The organism is Dialister micraerophilus DSM 19965, from assembly GCF_000194985.1.
GTDB lineage: Bacteria > Bacillota > Negativicutes > Veillonellales > Dialisteraceae > Dialister > Dialister micraerophilus.
The window spans coordinates 242431-248881 of sequence record NZ_GL878519.1; the positions used below are offsets into that span (position 1 = coordinate 242431).

A 6451-nucleotide genomic window follows, 5' to 3' on the forward strand; every position below is an offset into this window, starting at 1 on the left:
AGAGCGGAACATAATTGAACCGCTCATTTCTTCATATTTCTGTTATTAATATCAGAATTGTGTTCCGAAACTGAAGTGGAATTTATTCTGATCGCCGTGACCGTAGTCCAAACGAATAGGTCCGATTGGAGTTTGTAATCTCACGCCGACACCATATGCATAGTTTATAGATTTGCTGTCCACATACCACGGCATCGATCCGCCTACGTCCCATGCACTACCTACATCTGTAAATACTACACCCTGAATTTTCTTTGCAATCGGGAATCTGTATTCCAATGTTGCGGCATACATCTTCTTACCTTTGAACTGTTCATCTTCGTATCCGCGTAATGTGTTGGATCCGCCCAAACTGAACAAATTACCGTATGCAATATTTCCATGTATGTAACCGCCCATTACACGCAGTGCCAATGTGTGACCGTTACGTAATCCTTTGTAGAAACGTCCTTCTCCGGAAACTTTGTAAAAATCAAAATCTCCGCCGAGTCCGTGTCCACCCCACTGTGCAGATACGGAAATACGCTTACCTTTCGTAGCATTGAAGAAATTATCACGACTGTCGTATACATGTGTAAATGTAATACTGTTTGTTCTGCCTGTACTCTTTCTTATTGCTTCTTCAGATTCGGCAATCTTATCACTTGCTACCTTTTTCTTATCAATTTCCCACTGTTTATGTTCATCTTCATCTTTAGGTTCTTTATGTGATTCCATCCACTTTTTCTGAGCTTCTAATGCAGCTTCTTCTAAACCGCTTAACACTTCAAAACTTTTAAAATCTATGCTATCTTTTGTACTTTCGATATTTAAGTAATTTGTACGATATTCATCACTTACACGTCCCCATGTAATGTTCCAGCCTTTTCTACGTTTATCGTACTGTGCTACTCCTTGACCTTTAGCATTGTAATCTACATATTTGTAAAGTCTGTTGTAAATTGAAAATCCTGCGGAGTCACCGTTCTTGTTTATCCACGGTTTTGTATATGAAACTTGGTAGTTTTTACCTTTCCCTGAGCCTCCGAATTCCCAATGGAAGTTGACTTTGTCACCGGTTCCTCTGAAGTTTGTTTCACCGACTTCCACAACTCCTACAAAACCGTCGGATTTGGAATAACCTGCACCCACAGTAATTACACCTGTTTTTTGTTCCACTACTCCGATTTCAACTGCAACAGTATGTTCAGTTGTACCCGGAAGAAGTCGCATGTTTACATCTTCAAAAAATCCTAAATTATACAAACGTTCAATACTTCTGTTCGCCAAAAACTTATTGAACGGCTGACCTTCCATAAATCTGAGTTCTCTCTTGATAACATTGTCTTTAGTTTTTTCATTTCCGACAATAGTTATTTTTTCAACATTACCTTCATTTATTTTTATACGTAACTTACCTTCCGCATTAATATAAACATCGGAAATATTTACAAGAAGAAATCCTTGTTTTAAATAAATATCTTCAATTTCTTTTATTTTTCTGTTTACTTGTGCAACATTAAGTACGCCTCCTGGCTGTACTTGCATCACGGAATTGAGCTGCGCATCTGTAAACACGCTGTTTCCTTCAAACTCTACAGATTTTACAACCGGATTGCTTACCAAACGATAGTTCAATTTCACGCCTTCAGGAACATTTGTAAAGTCAGGAATTATTTGTGAAAAAGTACCGATTTTACTTACCGTTTCAACATCCGCATCAATATTTACTTCAGAAACTTTCGTTCCTACTTTACTTTTCAATTCAGATTCAATTTCAGCTTTTGCATTTTCTTCAATACCGGTAAATTCTACAGATGTAATCAACTCTCCTGTATGTTTGTTTACTTCTTTTTTACTGTCATCGGACAAATATAATTGAGAGCCTTGTATAGTTTCATTTTCCGCCATTTGTTTTTCAAAAACTTGTGACGCGGAAGATTTATTGCCGCCACCGTTTGAAACATTCAAAAGTGTACTCTGCGACATGGTATTTTCATTAATTGACGGAACTTGTGCATATACTGACATTCCTCCAAGAGATAAAAGTACTGCAGTCGCAAGCAATGTCTTTTTCTTACTGATACTAATCATTAAAAACCTCCCTGTTTTTTCCTTCATAGTTTGAAAAATAATATACAAACTTTTATATAATCTATCGGTTATCAACATAATTTAAAATAATTTTTGTAAAATTTATTATCACCGTCCTTATATTTTTCTTAACTTATACATTATACATTTATAACTAAAATAAGAATAGTTTTTCAATTTTTTTATTTTTAAAATTTAAATTTCCAGTCTGTACCTACAAAACTGTCGCGATTATTATTATACCATGCAGAAATACCTAAATGTGGATTTACATCATATCTGAAACCTATGCTTCTTTCTTCGTTATTAAGACCTCCTGTTGCAGTAAGCATAAAATCATTGAAAATGTATTTTCCGATTTTTATATAATAAAAATTATTTTTATCAATTCCTGTACTGTCATTATAATCATTTAATCCGGAAGTTACCGAAATCATATCCAATCCTATTTTATCGGTAAGAAAATCTTTTACTCCACCGTTAAACAACATAGCCAAACCTGCATTGAAAAATGCATTTTGATTTGTATCTTCAGCACTTGCGTGAGGATTTTGATGTAGTGTAAGCAACATCAAAATTTGTGAATCGTTCAGATATGGTTCACTATGAAGTTTCGTTTCCAAGTTTCCGGGAATTCCGTCTATTTGTGCACCGATTTTATAATTTCCTACATTTGCATTTGACGCTACGTGTACGGTAGGCATAAATGAATTCGGATTTCCACCCCATAATGCTTGTCCTTTTTCTACTTTAAATTCAGTTGTATTAACTTTTATAGTGCCTTTATCTACATTTATTCTTCCTGTCATAAACGGATTTGAAAGACTTCCGTCCATATGTATATCACCGGAAATTGTCATATTGTACAATGCACTGTTATATAATCTTACATTTTCACCTACATTTATTCCTATATCTGTAATTATATTCGGTAATTCTCCATCAGATTGCAGCAAAGGTATATCCAAACTTGCATTGTGAATATTTACATTTCCCTTCATGCCGGGCATTCCGTCATACGGTTCAAATTTAAAGTCGGTATCAATTGCACCGTTATAAAATTGAGATTTTATTTCAGGCGCATGCAAGTGAAATTCTCCATTGTATGAAAAATCATTATTTCTACCCCAATCGGCACTTCCCTTTAATGACACATTTCCTTTCCCTACTGATGCAGAACCTTCCAAGTCCATTGAGTTACCTTTAAATTTTGCATTTAAATTTACGGATTTCAATGGTTCATTCATCGTTATCAACGTCATACTGCCGTTTGAAACGGATATATCTCCCAAAACTTTAGGATCGTTCCATGCTCCCGTCACTTTCAATTGTCCTTTAACGGGGCCTTCTGCCTTTTGAACAGGCCTGAAAAACAGCGCAAGTGCATTCATATCTGCATTATCCAAATTAAATTTCAAATCAATAGGAATTTCATTTGATGAAGGTTTCCTTGTTATCAAACTTAAAGGTGCCACACCTTTCATACTTGCTTTATATTTATCTTTTATCAGAAGTGCATTTTGCACATCGATAATATTGTTCTTAATAACTCCCATTAAAGATATTTCATCAAATTTATAGTCATTATATACAGGATTTTCAATACCTACGGAAATATTCATTTCGGGATTTTTACGTGTACCTTCAAGTACAAGAGCAGCCGTCAATTTTCCGCCTATTTTGGAATCTATTCCGAAAACTTCCGGAATCCATTCGGTATCCATATTTCTTGCAGCAAATTGCATATCGAAAACACCGTCCGAAGACATACTTCCTTTTGCCGCCAAAACTCCGTTTCCTACAGGTATATTCAAATTCCTTATATTCAATTCTTTATTTAAATATGATATATCTATATTCCCTTTTCCTATTTCCGTAGACCCTAAATGCCCTCCGTTTACATCGGCTTTGAAATCAACATTCGTATCATACATAGATCCGGACAATCCTATATATCCGTCTACTTGTCCGTCAATATTTTGTACAGGTAACTTAAAAATTTTTACAATATCCGATAAATTCCAATTATTATAGCTCAAACTTCCATTAATCATAGATGTTTGAATATTATATCTTCCTTTAACCTTAAACTTGGCATTTCCTTGATAGAAATTTCCGTCTTGAACTAAAAATACATTATTCTTATATTTTATTTGAGCTGAAATCAATCCTAAATTGCTGTTTCCCAAATTTACAGATTGGCTTAAAACGGTACCGTCGAAGTCAGGGTCTGTCGCCGTTCCTCCTAAGTGTCCTTTCACTCCGATTTTTCCGGAAATACCTCTCTCGGGTAATATACTTTCCAAGTCTATATCTACAGCATTTACATTCAAATTTAAAAGTTTTTCAGATGCCGTACCTTCAACGGTTGCAGCTCCTCCATATGCATTTACTTGTCCGTTTTGAATATATAATGTTCCGTTATTATAACGATAATCTCCATAAATATTTTTAAACAATTGTCCTTTTACAGATCCGTCCCATGCATGTAAATATCCTTCTATGTCAGGATTTCTGAAAGTACCTTTTATATAAAGTTCATTATCTGCATTTCCCGTCAATGGATAGGATAAATTTAAAATCGGCAAAACATTTTCAATTCTTATTCCTGAACTTTTTACAAATAAATCAAGTGTGTTATCGTTATCTCTATAAATTTTCCCCGTTACAACATGTAAATCTTTATCTTTTTGGATATTTAAACAATCTATATTAAAAGCATTTTCATCGGTATGGAATTTCCCTGAAGAATGTTTAAAAGTTATATCATCAAAAGATCCGTTATATATTTCTGCATTTCCGGAAATATACGGGTTTGCAAATTCACCTTGAATTTGAATATCGGCCGTTGTACGTCCGGTAATCTTATGCCCTGTAAACCCGGAAAACGAATCTATATTCCAGTTGTATAAAGACATGTTTAAGTTATTTTTGTTATCTTGAATATTACCTTCTACGGCAATTGTTCCGCCGTCATTAAATCCTTTTACGCTGTACAATATAATATTATTGCCTTCTTTTGTGACATTCGCTTCTATATTTTCAAAATTAATACCTTTTGCCGAAATTCCGCTTCCGTAAGTTTTTATATTCCATTCATTATCTGAGAATGTTGCAAATACTTCAGCTTTATTTCCAAGTACATCTTCATACTTGAAATTATTTGCAGTTCCTGTGATTTTCGCCGAATATAAATTAATTCCTTCTGAATAAGTTCCTTCGGCTTTTATGTTTCCAGATATTGTTCCTTCTATCGGTGATGATAAAATTACATCTTGCAATTTTATAGAATTTAAATCAATATCTGTACCGAATTCTTTCGTTATTAAATTATATGAAGCTTGTCCATGTGCTTTTCCATCTTTTGTTTTTAAATTTAAAGAAGTTAAATTTACGATATCATCATTGAAATTAAAATCAGTTTTTACTTCTTTTATATTAAATGTTTCGTTATTTAAATTATTAATATTTACATGTCCTGTTGCAAATATATTGTTTAAGCTCCCGCCTATTTGTATATCCCCTTGCAATTTTCCATGCATACCTAAAGAGGGCGCAAGTGAATAAAGTTCCGCACCGTTTGTACTGAATTTTGATTGAATTTCAGATTCTTTACCGTTCCAATTTATTTTAAAATATCCGAAAACAGATTGATTATTTATTTTACCGTTTATATTTTCAAAAAATGCATTACCGTTTGTTATATCTACATTTGCACTTGTTTCCGATATAGTAAATTCTTTATATTTTGCAAAAACTTTTTCTATATTTCCTTTTATACTATACGACCATTCATTATTCTTTTTCGTTATATGCCCTGCTTTTATTGTTGCAATTCCGTCAGTTACCGGAAGATCAGGAATTTTTATTCCGTTTTTACGAAGAGTGTTGAGTATTTTTACCAAAGGTAATTTTCCGCTTCCGAATGTTAATTCAATATTATTGAAATTCAAATAATTCCATGCCAAATCAACATTCGAGTTTTCATATATTGCAGATAGTTTACCTTTCAACTCAAAATCATTTTTCAATTTTATAACGGAATTTATATTTTTCAAATTTTGAGTTTGTTTATTTTGCTGTTTTATTGAAACATTACCGTCAATTACTTTTATATTCATATCAAAATTCGATTTCTTTTTTTCTTTATCGGTTATAATCAAATTTTGAATATTCCATGATTTGTCATTCTTTTCTCTTACTGTAATTTCAGGTTTTTCAATTGTAATATTATCAATTAATGCTGTAAGTCCTTCACCTTTAACAAATGCTTTATATGCAGATGAAAAAGACCACCCGACATTTAAATCGGGTGACTTTAAAACATCTTGGTTTTCATTGTCTTTTATTTGCACATTATGAAACTTTAAGTTTCCGG

At 33.1% G+C, this 6451-nt stretch carries 2 protein-coding genes; both read right to left on the bottom strand.

The window, feature by feature from the left end; all coding sequences use genetic code 11:
• Positions 1 to 51: 51 nt before the first annotated feature.
• The gene (locus HMPREF9083_RS01190; protein WP_035062545.1) at positions 52 to 2073 is read right to left on the bottom strand and encodes a BamA/OMP85 family outer membrane protein; all 2022 of its coding nucleotides are present in this window, start codon (positions 2071 to 2073) and stop codon (positions 52 to 54) included.
• 188 nt (positions 2074 to 2261) lie between these two features.
• Positions 2262 to 6428, bottom strand: a complete 4167-nt coding sequence (locus HMPREF9083_RS01195) for a translocation/assembly module TamB domain-containing protein (RefSeq protein WP_155800566.1) — start codon at positions 6426 to 6428, stop codon at positions 2262 to 2264.
• Positions 6429 to 6451: the final 23 nt, after the last annotated feature.